The 25064-nt window shown below is 48.9% G+C and carries 23 protein-coding genes; 1 reads left to right on the plus strand and 22 read right to left on the minus strand.

Going from position 1 to position 25064, the window contains the following annotated elements; translation table 11 throughout:
- Positions 1-6: 6 nt before the first annotated feature.
- The 7 genes from recD to Q4488_RS04105 all read right to left on the minus strand — a co-directional run bounded on the left by recD (position 7) and on the right by Q4488_RS04105 (position 11625).
- Positions 7-1899 (minus strand): exodeoxyribonuclease V subunit alpha, encoded by a 1893-nt coding sequence (gene recD, locus Q4488_RS04075; protein ID WP_303579187.1) that lies wholly within the window; start codon positions 1897-1899, stop codon positions 7-9.
- A complete protein-coding gene (gene recB / locus Q4488_RS04080; RefSeq protein ID WP_303579188.1) occupies positions 1899-5435 on the minus strand; it encodes an exodeoxyribonuclease V subunit beta in 3537 nt (1178 codons plus the stop codon). Before recB ends, recD begins: the two co-directional genes overlap by 1 nt.
- Positions 5432-8707 carry an exodeoxyribonuclease V subunit gamma gene (gene recC, locus Q4488_RS04085; protein WP_303579189.1) on the minus strand — a complete coding sequence of 1092 codons (3276 nt, stop codon included), beginning with the start codon at positions 8705-8707 and terminating at the stop codon, positions 5432-5434. The genes recB and recC overlap by 4 nt, the downstream gene beginning before the upstream one ends.
- 71 nt (positions 8708-8778) lie before the next feature.
- Positions 8779-9054 (minus strand): hypothetical protein, encoded by a 276-nt coding sequence (locus Q4488_RS04090; RefSeq protein WP_303579190.1) that lies wholly within the window; start codon positions 9052-9054, stop codon positions 8779-8781.
- A 186-nt stretch (positions 9055-9240) separates the two neighbouring features.
- Positions 9241-10419, minus strand: a complete 1179-nt coding sequence (locus tag Q4488_RS04095; RefSeq protein ID WP_303579191.1) for an MFS transporter — start codon at positions 10417-10419, stop codon at positions 9241-9243.
- 38 nt (positions 10420-10457) lie between these two features.
- The gene (locus Q4488_RS04100) at positions 10458-11063 is read right to left on the minus strand and encodes a hypothetical protein (protein ID WP_303579192.1); all 606 of its coding nucleotides are present in this window, start codon (positions 11061-11063) and stop codon (positions 10458-10460) included.
- 163 nt (positions 11064-11226) lie between these two features.
- Positions 11227-11625 carry a hypothetical protein gene (locus tag Q4488_RS04105; RefSeq protein WP_303579193.1) on the minus strand — a complete coding sequence of 133 codons (399 nt, stop codon included), beginning with the start codon at positions 11623-11625 and terminating at the stop codon, positions 11227-11229.
- A 319-nt stretch (positions 11626-11944) separates the two neighbouring features.
- Between Q4488_RS04105 and Q4488_RS04110 the strand changes: the two genes are divergently transcribed.
- Complete coding sequence (locus Q4488_RS04110) at positions 11945-12376, plus strand: MaoC family dehydratase (RefSeq protein ID WP_303579194.1); 432 nt, start codon at positions 11945-11947, stop codon at positions 12374-12376.
- Positions 12377-12438: 62 nt separating this feature from the next.
- Here Q4488_RS04110 and nadA read toward each other — a convergent pair whose 3' ends face one another.
- The 15 genes from nadA to Q4488_RS04185 form a co-directional block, all read right to left on the minus strand.
- Positions 12439-13488: a quinolinate synthase NadA gene (nadA, locus tag Q4488_RS04115; RefSeq protein WP_303579195.1), complete on the minus strand. Its 1050-nt coding sequence runs from the start codon at positions 13486-13488 to the stop codon at positions 12439-12441.
- A gap of 185 nt (positions 13489-13673) precedes the next feature.
- Positions 13674-14366: a 7-cyano-7-deazaguanine synthase QueC gene (queC, locus tag Q4488_RS04120; RefSeq protein WP_303579196.1), complete on the minus strand. Its 693-nt coding sequence runs from the start codon at positions 14364-14366 to the stop codon at positions 13674-13676.
- A gap of 26 nt (positions 14367-14392) precedes the next feature.
- Positions 14393-15142, minus strand: a complete 750-nt coding sequence (ybgF, locus tag Q4488_RS04125) for a tol-pal system protein YbgF (RefSeq protein WP_303579197.1) — start codon at positions 15140-15142, stop codon at positions 14393-14395.
- A gap of 21 nt (positions 15143-15163) precedes the next feature.
- The gene (pal, locus tag Q4488_RS04130) at positions 15164-15679 is read right to left on the minus strand and encodes a peptidoglycan-associated lipoprotein Pal (protein ID WP_303579198.1); all 516 of its coding nucleotides are present in this window, start codon (positions 15677-15679) and stop codon (positions 15164-15166) included.
- Between the two features lie 196 nt (positions 15680-15875).
- Positions 15876-17159 carry a Tol-Pal system beta propeller repeat protein TolB gene (gene tolB / locus Q4488_RS04135; protein WP_303579199.1) on the minus strand — a complete coding sequence of 428 codons (1284 nt, stop codon included), beginning with the start codon at positions 17157-17159 and terminating at the stop codon, positions 15876-15878.
- Between the two features lie 5 nt (positions 17160-17164).
- Positions 17165-18082 carry a cell envelope integrity protein TolA gene (gene tolA, locus Q4488_RS04140; RefSeq protein ID WP_303579200.1) on the minus strand — a complete coding sequence of 306 codons (918 nt, stop codon included), beginning with the start codon at positions 18080-18082 and terminating at the stop codon, positions 17165-17167.
- 7 nt (positions 18083-18089) lie between these two features.
- A complete protein-coding gene (gene tolR, locus Q4488_RS04145; protein ID WP_303579201.1) occupies positions 18090-18506 on the minus strand; it encodes a protein TolR in 417 nt (138 codons plus the stop codon).
- 19 nt (positions 18507-18525) lie between these two features.
- The gene (gene tolQ, locus Q4488_RS04150) at positions 18526-19209 is read right to left on the minus strand and encodes a protein TolQ (RefSeq protein ID WP_368411567.1); all 684 of its coding nucleotides are present in this window, start codon (positions 19207-19209) and stop codon (positions 18526-18528) included.
- 243 nt (positions 19210-19452) lie between these two features.
- Complete coding sequence (locus Q4488_RS04155; RefSeq protein WP_303579202.1) at positions 19453-19854, minus strand: TraR/DksA family transcriptional regulator; 402 nt, start codon at positions 19852-19854, stop codon at positions 19453-19455.
- Positions 19855-19960: 106 nt separating this feature from the next.
- Positions 19961-20980 carry a Holliday junction branch migration DNA helicase RuvB gene (ruvB, locus tag Q4488_RS04160; protein ID WP_303579203.1) on the minus strand — a complete coding sequence of 340 codons (1020 nt, stop codon included), beginning with the start codon at positions 20978-20980 and terminating at the stop codon, positions 19961-19963.
- 30 nt (positions 20981-21010) lie between these two features.
- Positions 21011-21637: a Holliday junction branch migration protein RuvA gene (ruvA, locus tag Q4488_RS04165; RefSeq protein ID WP_303579204.1), complete on the minus strand. Its 627-nt coding sequence runs from the start codon at positions 21635-21637 to the stop codon at positions 21011-21013.
- Between the two features lie 76 nt (positions 21638-21713).
- On the minus strand, positions 21714-22229 hold the full coding sequence (gene ruvC, locus Q4488_RS04170; RefSeq protein ID WP_303579205.1) for a crossover junction endodeoxyribonuclease RuvC: 516 nt from the start codon (positions 22227-22229) through the stop codon (positions 21714-21716).
- 111 nt (positions 22230-22340) lie between these two features.
- The gene (aspS, locus tag Q4488_RS04175) at positions 22341-24104 is read right to left on the minus strand and encodes an aspartate--tRNA ligase (protein WP_303579206.1); all 1764 of its coding nucleotides are present in this window, start codon (positions 24102-24104) and stop codon (positions 22341-22343) included.
- A 58-nt stretch (positions 24105-24162) separates the two neighbouring features.
- On the minus strand, positions 24163-24390 hold the full coding sequence (locus Q4488_RS04180; protein WP_303579207.1) for a zinc ribbon domain-containing protein: 228 nt from the start codon (positions 24388-24390) through the stop codon (positions 24163-24165).
- Positions 24391-24575: 185 nt separating this feature from the next.
- Complete coding sequence (locus tag Q4488_RS04185; RefSeq protein WP_303579208.1) at positions 24576-25031, minus strand: HIT domain-containing protein; 456 nt, start codon at positions 25029-25031, stop codon at positions 24576-24578.
- Between the last annotated feature and the right edge of the window lie 33 nt (positions 25032-25064).

The following is a 25064-nucleotide window of genomic DNA, read 5'->3' on the forward strand; positions in this document are numbered from 1 at the left end:
CATCGCTCATGAGGAAGTCCCCTTAGAAGCAGCCCCTCTAGAACGCCACAAACGCCAGCTTAAACCGCTGGCGCGTTCTGTTCTTCGGTGACTTCCGGTAATTAACGCCTGAACCGTTGCATGTAACACAAACTCACGTTTGGCTCGGGTAATGCCGGTATAGATTAACTCTCGCGTCAACAAGGGACTATCCTCCCCTGGCAATATCATCACTACCTTATCAAACTCAGAGCCTTGACTCTTATGTACCGTCATCGCATAGACCGTTTCATGCTCGGGTAATCGTCCGGGTAGTACTCCTTTCATTTCGCCATCGGGAAGCTCAAACCAAACCCTTAGCCTACCCTCCGCATCCGCCACAGCGATACCAATATCACCATTATATAGCCCTAGCTGATAGTCATTACGGGTAATCATCACCGGTCGACCGCTATACCAACTGCCGGAAACACTGATCAGACCTTGGCGTTGCAGTTGCGCTTCAATCGCTAAATTCAACCCTTCAACACCATAAACGCCTTGACGTAGTACCGCCAACAGTTGAATTTCATTAAACGCAGACAATAAGCACTTAGGCTCGGCTCCGCCTTTTAATAACGTAAGGTAATTAGCATATCCTAAAGCAACTTCAATCACCATCTGCTGATAGCCAGCCTCTGATAAAGGCACAAAACGAATATCTTGCCAATCCTCGTTCAATAACTGCACCGCCCGCCGCCCTTCACCCGCATTAACGGCCCGCGCTAAATGGCCAATACCGCTGTTCTCGTCAAAACGATAACTCTTACGCAGCAAGGCTAAGGCATCAGCCACGGCCGATGAACCCGCTGCCGAAGGCGGTGTTGCTAGATCGCACACCTGCTGTAAATAATGCAATTGCGTCGGACCGTAACAAAGCTCACCCGAGACTTCGTGTTGCTGCCAAGCACAAATATCCCCTAACACACTACCCGCCTCAACCGAAGCCAACTGATCTCTATCACCAATCATCACCAATTGCGCATGTGCGGGTAACGCATCCAGTAACCGATAGATCATCGGCAGATCAATCATCGATGCTTCATCCACGACCAACAGATCGAGATGCAGAGGGTTATCCCGATGATGACGAAAGTTTTTACTATCGGGACGAGGCCCCAATAAGCGATGCAATGTTACCGCTTGATCGGGAATCATCTGCAGTACCGCAGCCGATTGCGCTAGACCCTTTTTAGCACCGGCTAATGACTCACTGAGCCTCGCAGCCGCCTTACCCGTTGGCGCGGCTAATTTAATCAGTGGCGCTCGCTCAACCTGCTGACTAAATAGTTCAGCATATAAACTCAACAAACGGGTTACCGTGGTCGTTTTACCCGTGCCCGGGCCTCCGCTGATCACGGAGAAGCGACGACTTAAGGCGATTGCCACCGCCACTTGTTGCCAATCGGTCTGCTCCAACGCTACAGGCTGAAATAAACGCTTCAATCCCGCTTTAATCGCCCCATGATCGATCGCTATCGGTGTTGTCAGCCGCTCAATGGTTGTCGCCACGGCGGTTTCGTAATGCCAATAACGATAAAGATAAAGACGACCATGACTACAGACTAAAGGGGTTTCATGCTGACCATCAGAAATAACAGAAAATAGCAGCAATTGCGCTTCCGTTACCTCCCTGAGAAGCGACTCCGCCTGCTGCTTTAACAGTACAGGCCAATGTTCAATCATCGCCTGACAACGGTTTAACGGCAGACAAACTTCCCCTCGACCTAACTGTAGGCTCACCAGCGCCGCCATTAACGGCAGCAGTTCAGTGTCTAGCGTGTCGTTATCCTGCCTGGCTTCAGCACGGATAAATCGAGCAAACTGAAGATCCAGCGGTCGAATCAATTGTTGCTGACGTAATGCCTGCAGTAACTCCATTACTGTCCCTCCCGAAACAACTGATCGAGTTGCTCTATTAACGGCTGATCAGGACGACAATGAAACACGCCACTGCCGGGTAATTCGGGCTTCATCCCCCGCAAAAACAGATAGAACACACCACCCATATGACGCTCGTAGTCATAGTTCGGTAGCCGCATCTTCAAGAAGCGATGCAAGGCTAATGTATACAGCTGATATTGCAGGTCATAACGATGTTCTATCATCGCATTCTCGAGGGCAGCGCCGTGATATAACTCGGCTTGATTGCCAAGATGATTGGATTTGTAATCGAGGATGTAATAACGGCCTTGATATTCAAATACCAGATCAATAAAGCCTTTCAACATGCCCTTCAAGGTATCAAATTCTAGCCTTCCAGCCTGCTGCGATAATGGATCATATTGCGTGATAATCTGATTCAATCGCGCCGCATTTAATCCCGCAGAGGGCAGCATAAACTCCATCTCAACGAGGCGCTTTTGCTGACTGATATCGGCCAAACGAGGCGTTTCATCTAACCCATTACTGCCCCCCAGAGGGCTATACAACACATCATTGAGTAACTGTTGCAACACCGGTATCCAGCGTGACTCATAACCAGCAACCTCACACTTCTGTTCTAAAGTCGCCTCTAACCCCTGCTCATGATCGGTAAAATCGATAACCTCAAACAGTTCATGCAAGAAAGTACCCGCTTGAGCGCCTTTTGGAAAACTGAAAATATCATCGACACTCTCTGCCGATCGCTCATCAGGCGTACTCTTCTCATCAATGACTTCTAAATCTAACCCCGGTAAAGGCGGCACCGAACTATGATGACTCACTAAGGCAGAATAACTAGAAATACGCCAATCACGGCGTAAACGACGCTTAAATTGACGTGCTTCACAGGCGGGTAGCGGGCTATCCGATCGTTCAAATAACCCCCGCTGTTGCGCCACAGTCGACGGCTCACGGTACTCGATAGACGAATCGGCACACAGGGCGTCTAATCGCGCTGATAAATCAGCAGCGCTATCGGCGCCCTGCAATAATAGATACCCCAGTGCGGTGCGGTGTAAACCACTTTTTTTCGCGCGTCCATCGGCAATCGCCGCCAAGCCAATATAACAACCGTAAACTGAGCGAGTCAGTGCCACATAGAGTAAGCGAAGATCTTCGGCTAAACGCTCACGCTCTGCCAGTGCCAAGCTATCCTCATGTTTCTTATCCAGATGCAAACAGAGACCCTCCTGTTGATCATGAAACAGCGGAGTGCTGGCTTTTCTAAAGGTACAGGCAAAGGGGAGAAACACCAGCGGATATTCTAGCCCCTTACTCTTATGCACGGTAATAACCGTCACCAGACCCGCATCACTTTCAAGCCTTAGGCGCTGCTCATCACTCTCGCCATTGGGATTCAGCAGCTGATCGCTATACCAACGTAATAGCGCCGCTATACCCTCCTGTTCCATACTGGCGCGCTGCAGTATCTCACCGAGGTGCAGTAGATCGGTTAGCCGCCGCTCACCTTGTGGCTGCTGTTGTAGGGTTTCAGCCAGTTGCCGTTGCCGCAGCAAACGACGTAACATCGGTAAAACCCCCAGCTTTAACCATTTTTCACGATAATCAGTAAACTCTGCGACTAATTGCTCCCATAACTGCTCATCATGGCTCAATTGATCCAACCAACTCGCAGGGTAATTCAATAACGAGCTAGCTAATGCCGCCCGCAGCCGGCTTTCATCCTGAGGCTCGGCGACCGCCTGCAGCAATAACTTCAGATCAAACGCTTCACGACTGTTAAAAACACTATCCCGACCACTCAGATAGACACTCGGAATACTCTGATCTGCCAGTGCGGCCATAACCGCCGCGGCTTCACTCCGGTTACGCACTAGAATAGCGATATCCTTGGCTTGTAGGCAGCGATCACCGATCAACGCCTGCCCTTCGGCGGCCGCTCGCAATTTCGTGTCGATATCACAGGCACAGGCCTGCGCCATCTGTTGTAAATATTGCTGTTTACTAACGCAGTCAGCATCGTTGTACCAAAACTGTAGCGCTGTCGGCGTGCGACCATACAGCGTAAACGGCGTGTTATCTGCCTTACCCGCCTCTTTCACCGGTAAAAACGGAATATCATCATGATAAATAAAGGGCGCTTGACTGTTTTCAAATAGCCGATTCACCGCAGTGATCATCTGTCGTGATGAGCGCCAATTGGTTTCCAGCGTGTAATGATCTGGCACCTCTCGACGGGCTTTAATATAGGTGAAAATATCCGCGCCACGAAAACCATAGATCGCCTGTTTAGGATCACCGATCATAAACAGTCCCCGTTGCGGGTTATCAGGATAGAGTCGACTGAATATACGATACTGCAGTAGATCGGTATCTTGGAACTCATCGATCATCGCTACCGGGTACTGCTTGCCAATGGCTTGCGCCAAGAGCTCACTACCCTCCTGCTGTAACGCCGCATCCAACTGACTCAGTAGATCATCAAACGAGAGCAAGCGATAATCTTGTTTTAGCTTAGCAAAACGCCCCTCTAGCTGTTGCCGGAGTCGTGTTAGCAGCAGCTCACGCAATGGCAAGCGTGCGTCGAAGTAGTCATCACACAGGGTAAACAACGGGTGTTCAGGCACCGCTTTACCCGGCGGTGTTTTCTCCAGCAGCCGTGATTGGCAAAACTTTTCCAGTTCCGCTTCGGGTACAACTGAGCTCTCCCCTTGCACGTAGCTGTAAATCGCGGCTAACCATTTAGCCACAGAGGCTTTGCGATAACTATTTTTGTTGACCCCCGAGGCCTGAATTAGCTCGGCGAGATCTTCCTCGGCGTGCTCTAAATGATGCCGCCACGGCTGACAAAAATCCTCTAATGCTTGCTGACTGTCTTGCCAGCGCTGTGCAATATCGCGGGTATCTAATGGCGGAATCAGCTTGAGATCGGGCTTACCCAGCATCGGCATAAGTTCAGCGTGTAACTTATCTGGGTTAGGCCAGATCTGCTGAATCGCTTCGCTCAATGCGCGATTCGCAGGATAAATCAGCTCACGCCAACAATCGAGCAACGCCTGTCGTTGTAACGGCGCGATATCGGTGATCAACTGCGTTTCAAATAAACTGCCACTTTCAAACGCGTGTTGCCGCAACATCCGTTGACAAAAACTGTGAATAGTGAAGATCGCCGCTTCATCCATCTGTCGACTGGCATATTCAAGCAGCCGCGCGGAACGTTGCAGGTCCTGTTGCTGATCACGCAAGGCCAACAAGAATGGATCGCTACTATCCGCTCCCCGAAACACCATAAAGGCGTCCTGAATGCGACTACGGATGCGATCGCGTAGTTCTTCTGTTGCCGCTTCGGTAAAGGTCACTACCAAGATTTGATCGACTCTCAACGCTGATGACAAGCCCTCGGGGCCGAGTAATAAACGTAAATACAGCGCGGTGATCGTATAGGTTTTGCCGGTGCCGGCACTGGCCTCAATAAGACGCCTTCCCGACAAGGGGAAGTGCAGAGGATCTAAGATCTGTACCTGACTCATAACGACTCCCCTTCAGCATCGCCGGTGTTAAGTGCTTCGGCCATGGGCCAATAAAACCGTTCTGCAAGTTCGCTGAAGCGCGGGCCTAGGGCCTCATAATCCGGGTAGACTCGACTGATATACAGATCGTTGGACTCACCTATCTGAGTATAAGGGTCGACACTAAAGCACTTGATCGCATCGGTTTCGCCACGTTCGTCGTCCTTTTCTAAGGTTTTCGATGCTAACACCCAAGCGGTATCGGCGGGCAATGGTAATGGCTCACACATACCCTGCCGATAAGCATTAAGCCAATCTTGCAGGTAATCGGATGCCTTAGCCTGCGATAGAGGTTCAAACCAATGCCGCCCATTCAAACCAAAAAAGTAAGCTTGCAAGCGATAACCACTGGCACACAGCACCAGATGTTCCAGCCACAACTGCACCACATCCCGCCCCTTTGCATTGGCGGCCCGATAGCGCACTAATCCAGCGCTATGCAGCCCCGTCAACCAACCACTGAGGCGTATCCCAGCGATATCCAGTTGACACTCGACTCGTCTTGGCTGATCGAGATGATCCCGTATTTTATCTGCCATTGCCTGAGAATCATCCCGTAACTTGCGCGTTTGCAGCTGTGCGGCTACGCCGACCGGCAATAATCCCGAGGCGACCAAGCGCTCAAAGCATTCGGCTTGCTGTCCATTAATCGCCGCCTCCAACAGCTGTTGCTTAAGTTGATAGCCGGTCAAGCCATCCACTTGAAAGGGCTCTTCATCCTGCAATTCGAGTACGCTGTTATTAAAGTAGACTTTCAGGCGACGCTGAAAAAAGTGTTTAATCGGATTACGGGCAAACCCTAGTAGATCAGATAATTCTAGCTCGTCCAGCGCTTCAGGCACTAATGGCCGATGCATAAAGCTCTGTTCTGCCAGCCCCTCTTTGCGCACCAGCGGCAACCACTCTTCGGCATAACTAAACAGCGCTGAGTCGGCGCTAAAATAATCTGCGTTAAAAGGCTGTAGAGGGTGTTCGGTCAGCAACTGCCTGAGGCTATCATCCGCGGCAAAACAATAATTTTGCTGACAGTACTCCATTAACTCGCTCACCAGCACTGACGGCACTTTGAGGCTGTTATCCTGCACGCTCCGGCCGATATAGCTAATATAAAATGTCTGTCGCGCCGATAGGAGTGCTTCGAGGAACAGATACCGATCATCATCACGGCGGGAACGATCACCCCGCTGCGGTGCTTCCGCCATTAAATCAAACCCCATCGGCGCGATCGAGCGAGGGTAAACGCCATCATTCATACCCAACAAACAGACCACTTTGAATGGGATCGAGCGCATCGGCATCAGGGTACAGAAGTTGACTGCCCCCATCATAAAGCGCTGACTCGCACGACTATTACCCAGCTCAGTGGTTAAATAATCACGCATAATCGCCCAACTTAAGGACGCCTGATAACAACTATCATTCAATTGTTGCTGCAATCGCTCTAGCACTTGACGAATTTGACTGAGTAAAACTTCATCCTGTTCATCAGGCTGATAAGCGCGTTGCAGAATATCGTTAATCACCTCAAACCACTCGGTGATCGGTTTATCTTGTTTTAATCGCTCGCAACAAAACTCGAGTAACTCAACGAATTCCGCTAACTGACCTAAATCTTCCGCTTCCAGCCCTTCAATCTCAGCATAGGGAGCAATACCATGCCACAACGACTCACTCTGCCCCAGTGCGAAACCCGCCAGCATCCGCCGCAAGCCAAAGCGCCAACTGTTCTGCTCAAACGCGGGCACTCCCTGTTCATGCCGCTGCGCTGCATCAATTCCCCAGCGTACCTGACAGGCCTCTATCCAGCGACAAAGGCGCTCAAACCGATCACTATCAAAATTAAACTGTCGCAATACGGCGGGCACTTCGAGGATTTCCAACACTTCAGATACCGTGACACGACTCTCAGGCAACCCCAATAAACGCAAAAAACTCAGTAATAGCGGGCTTTCCTGCTGTAGGGTTCTATCGGATATCGAGAAAGGGATATAACGCTCAAAAGGCGCATTGCCGAATACCGCTTCAATATAAGGGGCATAAGCGGCGACATCCGGCATCATGATAATGATATCCCGAGGTGAAAGCTCAGGCTGCTCATCCAGCATCGCGAGTAATTGATCATAGAGCACTTCGACTTCCCTTAATGGGCTATGCGCACTATGTAACTGAATCGACCGATCAGCGGCGGCTAATGTATGTTTATGCTCTGCTGCCAGCACGCACGCTGAGGAACGATCTTCTAGCTCTAGAATATCCTGCTGCAACGACTGTAACAGCGAGTCACGCCCACAGGCTTCAAACAGCTCGATTTCCGGTGCCGCAAGATCCTGTATCTGAAACAGATAGTCGCGACCTAGCTTACCCATCGATGACAGAATCGGATTACCATGACTGTAATAATTATCAGCCAAATCGGCGGCACTCATACCCGGCTTTGAGAGCCAGCGCTGATTCAGACGCGCAAGATATTTAGGATCAACAATATCGCCCCAATAATACTGACAGGGATTACACACCATGAGATGCACATCGATCCGCTGACCTAAGGCTTGCAACGCTTCAACAAAGTTTTGCGGCAATGCCGAGATACCAAACACGAACAATCTAGCCGGTAAGCGAGAGTGATCATACTCGCCACGCTGCAGTGCCTCGACAAAGCCCTGAAACATATTACCCCGATGCCAATGCGACAAACCAAGGCCGAGAATATGTTGCTGCAGCAGACGCCAAAGAATCGGCTGCCAAGGCTGAGAATGACTGATATCAGGCAGATCATCACCGGCTTCCCAACTGGCGATCCAGTCGGGTCGATAAACCAAATATTGATCGAATATATCGGCCACCTTACCGCACAACTGATATAACTTATACTGACCTTCGTCCTCCGCCAGATAGCGCTGTAATGGCGCAAATTCAGGCTGCTGCAACTGCTGCGGCAGTAACTCCATTAATGCCCACGTTAAGGCCTCTTTGGTAAAGGCAGACCGTTCAGGCACATCCTTCAGTACCGTGGAAAAACTACTCCAGAGAAAACTAGCCGGTAGCGGAAAATCGATATTAGCCGCAATCTGAAGCTCTTCAGCCAGCGCCAATTTGAGCCATTGCGCCATACCAGGGCTTTGCACCAAAATTGTTTCAGGCTGAAAGGGATCTGTCAGAGGCTGTCGACTGATCAGCTTAACCAATAGATCCTTTTGCAGATCCAGCTTATTAGAGTGGTATATCTGAAACATGCAGTCCCCTTATCATCCATTAACTATTGGACTGTCGAAAAATCAACGCTATGACACCGTATCAAGATTCATCAACCAAACAGGTCTGCCGACCCAGGTGAATCCACTGACGCTACCTCAAGCTTATCAGTGGCGCTCTCTGCCACGCTTGCCGCTGCATTAACCGCGCTATCATCTGCAGTAGAGGCGTTCTCTTCTGTCAGTTGCCAGAGTTGTTCTGATGACTCTATTTTTACCACCCCATCAAAACGCTTACACAGGTAATCCACCGCCGTATCAAAGTCATCGATATCACATAACATAACGCCACCACGATCCGTGTCAGTGGTAAACAGGTAACTTTTCATCGACTCATCCTAACAACTGTTAATGTGCTGCATTGCACTATAATTTATCGACTGACACAAGCCCAGGACGGCATCTTAAGGCCGCATCCTGATAGCAAAAAGACAAATCTACCGATCAGTGACCGCCGCGCATATCCGAATCCATAACCCCCACTGCTGCTGCCGTGCGAGGATATAAACGTTCGACTAGCTGACCGATAAGTGTTGTTTAACCGGTTGACGAAAAACAAAAATCACTAATACGGCCCAGGCTAACACCGGTATCATCAGCGTATTGAGCATCTGCCAGCCCAGTGTCGACTCAAGCCATCCCGAACTGAACGCGGAGATCGTCACCATGCCAAACACTAAGCACTCATTTGCCGCCTGACTCTTAGACTTTTCAATCGTTTTATAACTGTAAGTGACCATCTGCGTGGCACTGATAAACATAAAATTCCAACCCACACCCAACAAGAATAGTGCGGCCCAGAAGTGCCATTGACTGACCCCGTGAAGGTTCAACAGGATGCAGCTCAACATCAATAGCGCGCCCAGCAACATCATCGACAATAATCCCAGTCGTTCAATCAATCGCGGGGTAATAAATGAAGGTAAAAACATACCTAATACATGCCACTCAATCACCCAAGCCGCGGTACTAAAATCAAATCCGCAACGCGCCATAGCCACGGGGGTGACCGTCATAATGAGATTCATCACGGCATAACTCACCATCCCTATGGTGACCGCCACAATAAAGATCGGTTGCAGCACAATCTCAAGTATCGGTCGACTGCTGAGCGCCTTATCATCGAGCGAAGATGCATCAGTTATACGTACGAAGGTCAGCAGTATCAAGGCCATAACATAAAGCAATAATAGACCGATAAACGCCCCCGTGAACACGCTACCCTCTAGCCATTGTCGACTACTGATAGCGAGATTTGGGCCTAATACCGCCGCAATAACACCGCCAGCCATCACCAATGAAATCGCCCGACTCTTGTACTCATCAGCACAGGCTTCAACCGCCGCAAAACGGTACAGCGTACCAAACCCAATGCCTATGCCCAACAAGAACGTGCCACCACAAAACAGAAAGAAATGCGCCTGCTGTAGCGCCAGAACGCAACACAAAGCGCCGATAATGCCGATACTATTACCCAGATAAAATCCATTTTTCCGCCCCGTCCGCGCCATAATTAATGATGCGGGTATGGTGGCACACATCAGCCCCACAAATTGCATCGCCACCGGCAAGGTAATCAAACCTGCCGAGGGAGCCAACTGCTGCCCAATCAGTGCATTAACAGAGATAAGTAACACATTACCAGTGGTCAATAACGCCTGACATAACGACAATAAGATAACGGTGATATTCATAGCCAAGCGTCCTGATTAGCGCGCAAATACAGAGAGATTCAGATATTACCCTGAAGTACCATCTTATCGATATAGATACCGCCATCGGTATCGAGTACACCGCTTTGCATGAGCAAGTGGTGTACACCTTTATGTTTCAGAACCGCTTCCAGCGGATCAAACAAACGCCCAACCCATGGCAGAAAAACCCAGCGACTCCGTTGCCAGCGACACTCATCGGATAATAACCAGCCTATGCCACTCAAACTCAAGTTAAGATTATCAAGATAAGCCTGCTCATCACCGGTCATCCACAGCGCGGTGGCATCCAGATAGAGATACGCATCGGCGTTGTATTCTAGATATTGCTGCCAGTAATCAAAATAAGTATCACAACGGTGCCCGAAGAGACTTTTAAATCGCTCTGCAGCCATGACATAACGACACAAAGCCTGTTCTTTAGAACAGATTAGGGTGGTGTATTCACAGGTTTGCACCCCCTCAGTGCTATATACATGTTGCACTTGAAGATCACCCTCCTCAAACAACATTAACCAACATAACGGTAACTGATAACCGGAGCTGGCCAACTGTCGATGGCTATCATCACTCTGTATATGAAAGGGTAATGTTTTGTAACTATGAAGACTGGTACATTGAAACATACAAAATCCTATAACACTGATCATGCGACTAAACCCAGTGTAATGAAGTTTAGCGATGATGAGCGGCTAACTCAGAAAAAGCCACCGTGACAATAATGACTTAAGCCCTCTGGGTACTGCGCATGAAAATCGCCCAATCAATAACAACATTAACCCATAGAGATTACTCAATCAGCGGTTCAATTTGCAAACGATCCTGATCACCGATGCGGATAATCTGACCCGCTTGAGTGGTAAAGCTGCGTTCCTGCAGCTGCGCCTTACGCACCTGATAATACAGCGGTGAATCACTGTGAGGTGAGATCAGGGTAACCTGTAGCAACTGATGCCCATCAAACCAGCGATACGTAAAAAAGCTCACCGTTAAAGCAAAACACACCACGATAAACATTATCGCGATAAGCTTGACAGGATTACGCGGTTGTACAACACAGGATTCATCAACAACGGCACGTTCTCGGGGTAACATCTGCGCCGTCTCTCTAGGCCGTAAAGCTCGACGCTGCAGATAAACATACGCGATCAATAGCACGAGTAACGTCAACAATACTTTCATCACCATAGCAACACTACCCTCTTGTGCAATTCAGCGGCCCATTCTCCATAGCCCTGTAAAAACTGCAACACTAAAAAAACTACTGGGGCGCTGAATATCGCCACAAACCCAACCGCCAAGACCTCCCTCATAGCAGAGCATACAGCCGATAACAGCCGAGTAACGTAATAATCACTTCGCACTGCAACAAAAACCTGTTTTACTAATAACATAGTTCGTTGCAAAACCAGCTGACTAGGTTAGTATTTGACATATATAGACTCCGTGTCACTTCACAGCAAACACGCGCTGCCCAGTGACGCATTACATGAAAAAGGAATGACTAATGGATGAACTACACGGCTATTATCTGGAAGACTTGGAAGTAGGTATGAGCGCTTCCTATGCCAAAACGATTGCCGAATCCGATGTTTACATGTTCGCAGGCATTTCTGGTGATAACAATCCGATCCATGTGAATAGTGAATATGCCGCAACCACTCCGTTCAAGCAGCGTATCGTTCATGGCATGTTCTCAGCCGCACTGATATCAACCGTGGCAGGCACTCGACTACCCGGGCCTGGCGCCATTTATATTGATCAAACGATTAAATTTAAAGCCCCGGTTTACATGGGCGATACCGCCAAAGCCACCGGCACCATTGAAGAGATAGACGAGAAACGTCGGCGAGTAAAAATGCGCACCGATGTTCATGTCGGCGATAAGCTCGTGGCTACCGGTTATGGAACCTTCATGGTCGATCGACGCGACGCCTAAAACGGTATAGCGTGATACAAAAAAGCCTGCAGATGCAGGCTTTTTTATGAGTTATCGATCATTCAACCATTTTGAGCAGAGAAATCCAGCATCCGCTGCAATGGACGGCGTGCATCATCAATTAACGCCTCATCCACAACGATTTCATCGCTACCATGCTCAAGCGCTTGAAGAACATTTTCAAGCCCATTCATCGCCATCCAAGGACAGTGAGCGCAACTACGGCACGTCGCACCCGAACCACCGGTGGGCGCTTCGATAAACTGCTTACCCGGTGCCGCCTGATGCATCTTGTAGAAAATAGCCCGATCGGTGGCGACAATAAACTGCTTATTGGGTAACTCTCGCGCCGCATTGATAATCTGCGTTGTCGAGCCAACCACATCCGCTAATTCAACCACCGCATCCGGTGACTCGGGATGCACCAATACCGCCGCTTCAGGATAAACCTGTTTCAAATCAAGCAATCGCTGCGCCTTAAACTCCTCATGCACAATACAGGCAGCATCCCACATCAGCATCTCAATGCCGGTCTGCTTTTGCACGTAGGCACCCAAATGCTTATCTGGTGCCCAGATAATCTTTTTACCCTGCTCAGCGAGGTGCTCGACAACCTTCAAAGCGATACCCGACGTCACCACCCAATCAGCGCGCGCCTTAACCGCCGCCGATGTGTTAGCGTACACCACGACCTCATGATCGGGATGGGCATCACAGAAGGCGGTGAATTCATCGGCAGGACAACCCAAATCGAGTGAGCAGTTTGCTTCCAGTGTCGGCATCAAAACCCGTTTCTCAGGGTTGAGTATTTTCGCCGTTTCACCCATAAACTTAACACCGGCGACAAGCAGCGTTTTTGCCGGATGAGTATTACCAAAGCGAGCCATTTCAAGTGAGTCAGAGACACAGCCACCGGTTTCATCCGCCAACTGCTGCAACACCTCATCCGTATAATAGTGCGCCACTAGGCAAGCATCCTTCTCGATAAGAAGTTGCTTAATGCGCGCCTTATACTCTTCTTGTTGCTGCAGATTCATGGCATCAGGAAGATGTTCTTTGGCGAAATACTCCTGAACTAGGATACGATCTGAAAGCTCTTCTTTATTCAACATCAATAAATATTCTTAATCGGATAATGAAACAGTAACTGAATAGACACAAGCGAGTATTATACCATCACTATTGATCAGAGCATGTTAATTCTATGCAAAGGCGATCGATAACTGACAAAAAGCAGCCATCTTATGGCCTTAGCGATGACGCCCTTTGTGAAAAGGGCTCTCTGCTACTCAAAAAACTATGATTCTTTGACCACGTAACGGGTAGGATCACACACGCCGGCATCTTCAAACCCTTTAGCTCTCAAGCGGCAGCTATCACAGACACCACAAGCCCGACCGTCATCGTCAGCCTGATAGCAGGACACCGTTAAACCATAATTGACGCCCAAACGAGTACCTTCCTGAATAATTTGCGCCTTGGTAAGATCAATCAACGGGGTTTCAATGGTCAAACGCTCACCTTCAACGCCCGTTTTAGTCGCCAGATTAGCCATATGCTCAAAAGCAGCGATATATTCAGCGCGACAATCAGGGTAACCGGAATAATCCACCGCATTGACGCCAATGAAGATATGTTGTGCGTGCAGCACTTCGGCCCACGCCAGCGCCAACGACATGAATACTGTATTGCGTGCCGGCACATAAGTTACCGGAATACCCTCTTCTTCATGATCAGGTACATCAATATTATTATCCGTCAGGGCTGAACCACCAAAATCCTCAAGATTTAGCCTTATCACTCGATGCTCTTTCACATCAAGCGCAGCGGTTATACTTTTGGCGGCGGCCAACTCGGTTTGCGATCGCTGACCATAGTCAAAGCTCAGCACATAACAGTTAAAACCACGTTCAATCGCCATCGCTAGCGCAGTCGCGGAATCAAGGCCACCGGATAACAATACCACCGCATTGTTGGAACAAGTACTCATTGTAAAACCTTAAGAATGCTCAGATATTATCGTTTAAGATAGTCTCGCGCCAAATTGGCTGCCGAACTATCAGGATAACCTGAGATAGTATTATTAAACATCTCTGTCGCGCTAGCTTGCTCACCCATCTGATGATAGATGACACCTAGCTTATAGGACGCATCGGCGGCTTTTCTGTGCTGCGGAAAGGTATTCAGCACTTCTTCAAACGCCACCTTAGCAGGGGCTAACTTTTGCTCAGCCAGATTGACTTCACCCACCCAATAATAGGCATTAGGTAATCGAGGACTATCAGGATAAAGGGTAATAAACTGATCAAACGCTTCGAGTGCGGCAGTAAAGTCTTTATTGCGCACTAGACCAAATGCCTGCTGATACGCCTGCGCATCCGAAGGCGTGCTATCAGCGGCCGGCAAAGCGACCGAGGCTGACGTCGAAGCAGGCTGACCGGTGCTCAGGGTTGTCGATGAGGCCGTTCCAGCCGAAATACGTCGATCTAAGTCACGATAACGATCACGTTGCTGCTGCTCCATCTGCCGCAGCTGATATTGCTGTTGCTCTACCATCCCTCGCAGGGAACGCACTTCATCCTGTAACTGCTGCAACATCATCGCGGTATCAGTGTTGCCGCCACGATATTGCATCGCACCACTATTGATCGTCGATCGATTAGTGCCTTCATCAAGCTGTAACTCGATCACCTGAACGGGATCAGCCGCAATGACACTGGCGCTTAATAGCATCAGTGCCGCTGCAGAGTGATATGCTTTTCGCATAGAGACTAAAACCTTACGCGATTAATATTTCAGTTCTACCCGACGATTCTGCGCCCATGAACTATCATTATGACCCATAACAACGGGCTTCTCTTCGCCGAAGCTAACCAACTCGATCTGACTGCTAGAAACACCATTAACCGTCAAGACACGCGCAATAGCTTGTGCACGACGTTCACCCAGCGCCATGTTGTACTCACGCGTACCACGCTCATCGGCATGACCTTCGAGCACAACCGTAGCAGAGGGATTAGCAACCAAATATTTAGCATGGCCGCGTAACGCTGCAGCTGCTTCAGCTTTAACTTGAGTCTGATCGAAGTCAAAGTAGAAAATAGTCGCCAGGCTCTTCACATCACTCATCGATGTTCCAGACATAGCAGAGTCGGTAACAGATTGAGTCGTTGTCGTAGGAACGGCTGTTGTCGCGCCACCGCCCATCGTATCTGTATCTGTTGTGTTTGTCGTACTACAGCCCGCAGCCCAAACAACTGTCAGCGCTAAAGCAGTAGCTTTACCAAAATTCTTAGTACGCATGAAATACTCCTAATAATTAGCCAATCATATGCGAAACAACCTTAATCTTGCTTAAAGTAAAGGTTGCTTCGTGCGAATGCAATAGCCGCAATACAATCGATCAGCTTTTCTAACTAATTGATTTAACTTTGTAGGCTGACGCAGTCACCTTGTCACTCAACGGCGTCAATTGAAACAAGGACAGCCTCAAACAAGCTTATTGAAACGGCGACCAAGCAGGCTCTCGCACATCACCATCCGTCGATGGTAAACGAAACTTCACTCGCCCATCGAGTGATACTGCGGCCAACACTCCTCGATTACCCTCTTGGGTGGCATATAAAATAATACTGCCGTTTGGCGCAATCGTCGGTGATTCATCCATAAAGGTTTCGGTGAGCAGATCCACTCGTCCGGTGCGCAAATCCTGCACCGCGATATGAAATGAGCCATTATTCTGATGCACCATCGCCAGAAAACGGCCATCCTGTGTTAAACGACCACGCGCATTATATTGTCCCTCATAGGTTAGCCGAGTGACATCTCGGGTCGGCAGGTAGATTGAATAAATCTGCGGCTGACCGCCTCGATCTGAAGTATAAATCAGCGATTGCCCATCCGGCGACCAAGATGGCTCGGTATCAATACCAAAGTGATGTGTAATACGCGTTAAGCGGCGCTGCTGTAAATCCAACACATAAACTTCTGGGTTGCCATCCTTAGACAGCACTAAAGCCAGCTTTTTGCCATCTGGCGACCAAGCAGGCGCACCATTTAAGCCACGGAACGACTGCACCTTTTCCCGCTTACCGGTCGCTAAATATTGAATATAAACCGCCGGTCGACCCGACTCAAAAGAAACATACGCAAGTTTAGATGAATCCTGCGACCAAGCCGGAGAGAGAATAGGCTCGTGTGATTCCAGAATTGTGCGCGGGTTATAACCATCGGAGTCCGCTAGCATCAAGCGATAACGATGCTTCGATGGCGCCAGCTGTTTAGCCGTGACATAGACAATACGCGTGGAAAATGCACCACGCACGCCGGTTAGCGCCTCAAAGACTTTATCACTAATATAGTGACCGACGGCACGCAGATTTTCTCGATTCGCTTTGATATCCTCACCGATAATACGCTCTTCTTTGAGAATATCGTAGAGCTCAAAGGCAACGTTCAACTGCCCTTCAGCCTCACTAATGCGTCCAATAACAACAAAGTCACTACCGCTGATGCGCCAATCCCGAAAATAAAGCGAGTTACGATCAGCAGGGAAGCTCAGCATATTATCCCGCGACATCACTTTAAACATGCCACTGCGGTACAGATCTTCATCGATCACCTTAGCAACATCATCGGGTAGCGCCTGATTACCACTCCAAGCAAAGGGGACTACGGCGATCGGCGTTGGTTCATCGACCCCTTGAGTAATTTCTACCGTCAACTCAGCTCGGGCGAACAAACTGAATAAACAAACAAATATAAAAATAAGGCTACGCTGCATACTCATTACCTGCGAAGATCTGACGGATTATATTCAAGAGTTAGCTTTCTAAAATTTCTATCGAACAGTATCGGGTCCATTTTCTGTAACTCGCTAAAGCGATCAACCCGCTTCACGGCCCGAATAGCACTGGCATCAAAATGCTCATCACCACTGCCGTTAACCACATAGACATTATCCACCTCCCCCGTTGGTAGCAGATGAAGCGACAACACCACTGTCATCCCATTCCGAGCACTCGGTGGTCGGCGCCAGTTATTCTCAATCTCCGCCGCGATATACTCAAGATAGCCTGCCGTTGCTTGCTGATCTTGTAACGCTTGCATCTCTTGTTCTTCAGCCGCGAGTGCCGCCGCTAAAGCTGCATCCCGCTGCTGTTGCGCTTGTCGTTCTCGTTGCTTACGCTGCTCTTCAGCTTGCTGACGTTCGGCCGCTTGTTTAGCGTCCGCTTGACGACGCGCTTCTGCCTGCTGCTTAGCCGCTTCGGCCGCTTGTTTTTTCCTCAGCGCCTCGGCTTTTTCACGCGCCGCTTTTTGCTTAACGGCCTCGGCTTTTTTCTTAGCCTCAGCTTGCTTCAATGCCGCCGCCTTTTCACGGGCTTGCTGCTGCTTTTCTTCCGCCGCTTGCTTAAGCCGTTGCTGCTTAATCGCCTCCTGTTTGCGCTGCTCTTTTTTCAATGCTTCTTGTTTACGAGCATCCGCACGTTGACGCGCATCGGCCTTCTTTTTCGCTTCTGCTTGCTGTTCACGCTGCTGCGCCTGCAACTGTGATTTAAGATCAACTATCTGCGCTTTAACATGCCGCGGTGTCAGCTGTTTTTTATCTTCAGCATAACCGAGCCAGCTATAAAAAAGCGCACTCAATATCACTGAATGAAGCAATAGCGCTAATAATGCAGGAAACAAATAACTTCGAAAATTCACAATCTCATTACTCGGTTACCAAGCCGACGCTTTCAGCACCCGCTTGCTGCAGAAGTGACATCAGCTGAATAACATGATCATAGTCGACGCCCTTGTCACCCCGTACTAACAATAACTTATTGGGATTATTACTTAACACCTTAGCAACCCGCTCTGCGACAACCTCGCCCTCAATAGCTGCCAATGGGTCGCCGCCCACATCAATATAATAACGTCCCTGCTTATCAACCGTGACGATCAATGGCTCATTATCTTGAGTATCGACAGGATCGGAGCCTGCCTTGGGTAGCTGAACATCGACACCCTGCGTCAGCATCGGCGCTGTAATCATGAAGATGACCAACAACACCATCATCACGTCGATGTAAGGCACCACGTTAATATCGGCATTCAGTTTACGTTTTTTTTTCACTCTGCGAATCATAGTGGCGGCCCGTTACCGATTAGCTTGAAGTGTGCACTCGACGATGCAAAACACTTGAAAATTCATCGGCAAACGTTTCGTAGCTATTCATCAGTGTTTCAGTTTTAGCCGAGAAACGGTTATACGCAATCACCGCGGGAATAGCGGCGAACAATCCAATAGCCGTGGCAATCAACGCCTCAGAAATACCCGGCGCAACAGAGGCTAAGGTTGCCTGATGAACATTTGCTAGACCGCGAAATGAATTCATAATCCCCCACACCGTACCAAACAAGCCGACGTAAGGGCTCGTTGATCCGACGGTAGCGAGAAATGGCAAATGCATCTCTAGCTTTTCTTCTTCGCGAGCCAACGCAACACGCATGCTGCGCTGCGCACCTTCCATGATCGCATCTCGATGCTCGACACCCGACTGCTGACTCAACCGACTAAACTCTTTCAGCCCAGCACGGAAGATATTTTCAGCCCCATTATCGCTATCCGGATCAGCATTCACCTCACGAAACAACTGACTCAGATCCACACCCGACCAGAAGCGATCCTCAAACAGTCGTAGCTTTTGTTGCGCCTGCCGCAAGACAAAGTGACGCTGAAAAATCATAACCCAAGACAACACTGACGCCAGCAATAACAACAACATGACTAACTGCACAACAAAGCTGGCATTAGCCACCAAGCTCCAGATTGACATTTTATCCGGCACGTTTCTAACCCCTTGTAATGAAATCTGAAAAACTGACTCTGATAGTAGCGAGATCAGCCTGCAAAATCTGCCCTTTTTCCAACAAAAATAATATTCGCGCCGATTAAAAATTAGTTAAGGCGCACGTGATACGACCACTCTACCAGCGTCCGAAGATTGGAGACAGCAAGCGTTTGAAAGTTCAATAAATAATAAATAAATTAAAAAGCCGCCAGAAAGGCGGCTGATGGCAAATCGACTCGCTTACAAAGAGCCTCCTTTACGGCGCAACTCCTCTTTAGACTGACAGGCAACACATAAAATAGCCGTTGGGTTAGCCATTAGGCGATTTAATTCAATCTCTTCAGCGCAACTCTGACAATAACCATATTGACCGGCCTCTACTCGTGAGAGTGCATTTTGGCACTCGCGAATTTCCTCCTCAAGCTGCGTCATATGCGATAAACCTGTTTGCTGCAGTCCAACAACCGCTGAAGCCTCAGCACGATCCAGCACTTCAGTGCAACTTAACTGATTCTTCTCTTCCTGCTGATCTAAGCGCTCAGCATCAAGGTCTGCTTGTAACTGCTGCAAGAGAGTAACTAACTCACGTTTCAGATGCTTCAGCTGTGCTTCATTGATGCAACCGAGTTTCTTAGTGTTCATAACTTAACGCCCTAAACATTACTTTTTATGTTCATAAGCTAAAAGTTAAACCCTTCACTGTCACTCTGCGTTGATATAAATCAGTTATCCTCGACTGATCCCTATTCTATTGATCTTGGTCAGGCAATTCGAGACCAAAGTGACGATAAGCGTTGTCTGTTACCACCCGCCCTCGCGGCGTACGCATCATGAATCCTTGCTGTATCAGATAAGGCTCGAGCACATCTTCAATGGTGTCACGCTCTTCACTAATCGCCGCCGCTAAACTATCGACGCCTACCGGCCCACCACCAAATTTCTCAATCATGGCTAATAATAAGCGTCGATCCATATGATCAAACCCATGCTCATCAACATTCAACATGTTCAGCGCAAGATCCGCCATCGCTAACGAGATCCGCCCATCACCTTTCACTTCGGCGTAATCTCTAGCACGACGCAACAAACGATTGGCAATACGGGGCGTTCCCCGAGCGCGGCGCGCAATCTCAAGCGCGCCCTCACGATCCACACCACTGCCGCCAGACAAGCGCGCCGACCGCTCGACAATAGCGGTCAAATCATCAATATTGTAAAACTCCAATCGTTGCACAATCCCAAAACGATCACGTAGCGGCGAGGTCAGCAAGCCTGCTCGGGTTGTTGCCCCAACTAAGGTAAAAGGCGGTAGTTCCAATTTGATCGAGCGCGCCGCTGGCCCCTCGCCAATCATAATATCGAGTTGATAATCCTCCATAGCGGGGTACAACACCTCTTCAACCGAGGCACTTAAACGATGAATCTCATCAATAAATAGCACATCCCCCGGCTCGAGATTGGTTAACATCGCCGCAAGATCTCCGGCTTTCTCAAGTACCGGCCCCGATGTCGACTTAATATTACATTCCATCTCGTTAGCAATAATGTTCGCCAACGTCGTCTTCCCCAGCCCCGGCGGACCAAAAATCAGTGTATGATCCAACGCCTCTTGTCGCTTCCGCGCGGCACCGATAAAGATCTCCATCTGCTCCTTGACTACCGGCTGACCCACATAATCCTGCAACGCTTTCGGACGTATAGCCCTATCCTGAACCTCCTCTTGTGGCGCAGCAACCACCGGAGTAACAAAGCGATCCGCTTCGATCATGACTGATACCCTATCATTAACATTGCCTTACTATCCCTGCACCATACTTTTCAAAGCCGCACGAATAAGCTCTTCGCTGGAGGCTCCCGGCATTGATTTTTCCGCTTGAGCGATCGATTTACTCGCCTGCACTGGCTTATAACCCAAGGCAACCAAAGCACTTTCAGCCTCTGCTCGATTATCCACTTGCATGACGGGCGCCGCACCACCGATATCATCGGTTAAGGTGAATTCGACTGCGTCATCAAACATAAAGTCTTTCAGCTTATCCTGCATCTCAACGATCAAACGTTCAGCCGTTTTTTTGCCGACCCCCGGTAAACGCACTAACGCCACCGTATCCTGATGCTGCACTGACTGCACAAACTCATTCACACTAATACCCGAGAGAATAGTCAAAGCCAGCTTAGGGCCGACACCATTCACTTTAATCAGTGTACGAAACAACGAACGTTCGCTGCGCTCATAAAAGCCATATAATAGCTGTGCATCTTCCCTAACGACCATATGCGTAAATAATGTGACCTGCCGCCCCACCTCTGGCAACTGATAAAACGTATTCATCGAGGCATCAACTTCATAGCCTACACCGTTGACATCAATCACCAGTTGCGGTGGATATTTCTCTAACAACTCACCTTTTAATCTTCCTATCACGGTGCTTTTCTCTCTCTTTCGCCCTGATCATAGAGCTTAATTGCTATGCCTTGAGTAACAGAATCGCAGTTAACCTTCACCGCAAACGGCCTCCCCGACTAGATTTTGCCCCTGCCATCATAATCAGGCTACTGCGAGTATGCGCATGACAGAGCGCTATCGCCAATGCATCTGCCGCATCGGCTTGCGGAAGGCCTGGCAATTTAAGGATGGATTTAACCATATGCTGCACTTGCGATTTATCCGCCGAGCCATTGCCCACCACCGCCTGCTTAACTTTGCGGGCCGCATATTCAGCCACCTCTAAGCCTTGATTAGCACCCGCCACAATTGCCACGCCACGAGCTTGACCCAACTTCAGTGCAGAATCAGGGTTACGGGCCATAAAGACCTGCTCTATCGCCATCTCTTGCGGACAAAACTGCTCGATAAGTTGCGTAACACCAGCATAGACCTGCGCTAAGCGTGTCGCTAACTCATCACCTTTCAGACGAATACAACCGCTAGCAACATACTCATTCTTGGCACCGATGCTATTGATAATACCGTAACCGGTAATCCGCGAACCCGGATCTATCCCCAAAATCAACATAACTGTATTATCGGCTCAAAGTACTGGTTATTTATACAGACAACAATACCCTAGATAGCGCCATAAAAAAAGCCGTGCAGTGCACGGCTTTATCATTAAACACGCAATACTTTAAGGTGTTTTACGTAGCTTAATATTCAATTCACGTAGCTGTGCCGCACTCACTTCACCCGGCGCCTGCGTCATCATACAAGCCGAACTCTGTGTTTTAGGGAAGGCAATCACTTCACGAATAGAGTCGGTGTTCGTCATCAGCATAATCAGACGATCCAAACCAAACGCCAGACCTCCATGCGGTGGCGCACCAAACTTAAGCGCATTCAATAGGAAGCCAAATTTATCATCGGCTTCCTCTTCAGAGATACCCAAGATATCCAGCACAGAGGCCTGCATTGCCTGATCATGAATACGGATTGAACCACCACCCAATTCACAACCGTTCAAGACCATGTCATAGGCACGGGATAACGCTGTCAGCGGGCTCGCCTTAAGCTCTTCCGGACTACAACTTGGCGCAGTAAACGGGTGATGCAGCGCCGTTAAGCCACCATTATCGGTTGCTTCAAACATCGGGAAGTCGACCACCCATAATGGGGCCCACTCACACTGAGCCATCTCAAGGTCTTCACCCGCTTTAATACGCAGTGCACCCAAGGCTTCAGAAACAATTTTTTCCTTATCCGCACCGAAGAAAATGATATCGCCATTTTCAGCACCCAAGCGCTCCATAATGGCCATCGCGACATCGGCACCCAAGAACTTAACGATTGGAGACTGTAAGCCTTCAACACCTTTTTCAAGTTCGTTGACTTTAATCCATGCCAAGCCTTTAGCACCGTAAATGCTGACGAATTTTGTATATTCGTCGATAATTTTACGGGTTAATTTAGCGCCACCAGGCACTTTCAATGCAGCTACACGCCCTTGAGGATCCTTAGCCGGTCCGGCAAATACCTTGAATTCAATCTCAGCCATCAGATCGGCAACGTCAACCAGTTCCATCGGGTAACGCAGATCGGGTTTATCCGATCCATAACGCTGCATCGCTTCGCCATACGGCATCCGTGGAAATTCACCTAGATCAATCCCTTTCAACTCAAGGAATAGCTTGCGAATCATGGTCTCGGCGATGGACATGATCTCTTGCTCATCGAGGAATGAGGCTTCAATATCGATCTGAGTAAACTCAGGTTGACGATCGGCCCGCAGGTCTTCGTCACGGAAACATTTTGCCACTTGATAATAACGATCGAAACCGGCCACCATCAATAACTGCTTAAATAACTGCGGCGACTGTGGCAAGGCAAAGAAATGCCCTTCATGTACTCGACTTGGCACCAGATAATCACGCGCACCTTCTGGCGTTGCTCGGTTTAGAATAGGGGTTTCAATATCAAGAAAACCATGCTCATCGAGATAGTTACGAATCGCCATGGTGACCTTCGAGCGAAAGCGCATTTTCTCTTGCATTTCAGGACGACGCAGATCGATATAACGATGCCGCAAACGCACTTCCTCACCCACCTGCTGATGCTCATCCAACTGGAAAGGCGGTGTTTCTGACTTATTCAGAAGCACTAGCTCTTTACCTAGTACTTCGATCTCACCGGTTGGCATCTCTGGGTTAATAGTACCGTCAGGGCGACCGCGGACAGTCCCCTTAACCTCGACAACATATTCATTCCGGCAGCTATCGGCCAACGCGAAGCTCTCTTCACGATCAGGATCGAAGACTACTTGAGTGAGACCCTCACGGTCACGAAGATCCAGAAAGATAACCCCACCGTGGTCACGACGACGGTGAATCCACCCCGTCAAAGTAATGTCTTCGCCGATATGCTCTTTTCTGAGATCGCCGCAATAATGACTGCGCATAGTTAGATGTTCCTGTTACTTAGCAAGCTGAATCAGTGTTTATTCAGACAATTAAAAATCAGTTTCCGGAATTGTTCTGGCTACTCGCCAGATTCTTTTTCTTACCGGTTTTAAAATCAGTTTCATACCAACCGGTGCCCGATAGTCTGAAACCTGACGCGGACACTTTTTTTATCACGTCTGCAGATTCACAGACGGCGCACTCAGGCGCTGGCGCATCAGACTTCAGCAGCAACTTTTCAAATTCATGACCACAATCACGGCATGCAAAATCGAAGATTGGCATCGTTGGTAGTTTTTCCTATGAAATAGAGACACATCACAAAGCGACTAGCAGTACATCAGGCCTATGTCGTTAACAGGCCATGAGCAGTCAACGGACAACAATCACCGTCGCCTTGCCAAGAAAAGCGCAAATTATACCTGATTTATTGCCCGCTGACAGGGCATTTGTGGCTTTTCAATGAGAAATCAGTCGATCAAATTTCGCGCCACAAAATTAACCTTTTGCGGCATCATCAGCCGCAATTTCTCATGAATATCCCTAATATCCGCAGCACCATAGGGCTTTACGGGTGATGCCCCCCAGATAGGTGCAGGCCAAGCCGCATCACCTTCATAGCGAACAACATGATGAATATGTAGCTGCTTTACGACATTACCCAATGCAGCGATATTTATTTTATCCGCATCGAAAACATCGTGTAGATTTTCAGCCAAGAACGATGACTCCTGCAAAAACTGCGCCTGATCAGCGAGCGATAAATGATAGATTTCACTCACATCGGCCCGCCGAGGCACTAAAATAAACCACGGGTACTGAGCATCATTCATCAGTAATAAGCGGCACAACGGGAAATCCCCCAAAGTGACGCAGTCATTATCCAGACGAGCGTCTAGCTCAAATTCTAACTCTAGCTCATCCATTTTTTTCTCCTAGCTTAAAGGTTACTGCAACCC

Origin of the sequence: Amphritea sp. 1_MG-2023, from assembly GCF_030547545.1 — a bacterium.
In the GTDB taxonomy this organism is placed as follows: Bacteria; Pseudomonadota; Gammaproteobacteria; order Pseudomonadales; family Balneatricaceae; genus Amphritea.